Origin of the sequence: Lysinibacillus zambalensis (assembly GCF_040183165.1) — a bacterium.
Classification (GTDB): Bacteria; Bacillota; Bacilli; order Bacillales_A; family Planococcaceae; genus Lysinibacillus; species Lysinibacillus zambalensis.
Map to the genome: position 1 here is coordinate 1 of NZ_JBEGDG010000076.1, position 404 is coordinate 404.

Consider the following 404-nt stretch of genomic DNA (forward strand, 5'->3'; position numbering starts at 1 on the left):
CCTGTTGCTTCAAATACGATATCTGGCGCTTGTCCATCTTGCTTTGTCATTTCTTCCATTCGTTCGTGTAATCGCTCAAAATCACCCCGTGTATGATGTAGCACACCTTCAAACTCGCATTGGCGGTGACCATCATAAATCGCAACGGTACTTTTTCCTTTACTGACATCTAACGCAATGACATGTTTCATCTCATTCTTCTCCTTTTGACCAATCATAGAAGCCTTCACAGTACCTTATCGATTCCACTTTCTTATACACGATCTCTTAGGACCCAACATACTAAACTGATTCATATAAGGGCATGAAGTTAGCCGGTTTTATATACGGACTCACAAATGGTCCCAGAGGCTAGTCGGCTTTTCTTCACTTCTACTATAAAAAAATAGTAGCACAAACCATGG

The 404-nt window shown here is 41.1% G+C and carries 1 pseudogene; it reads right to left on the reverse strand.

Annotated features, from left to right (window positions below):
- Positions 1-191 (reverse strand): annotated as a pseudogene (locus ABNX05_RS26110) (IS110 family RNA-guided transposase); the annotation flags it as partial.
- Positions 192-404 lie beyond the last annotated feature (213 nt).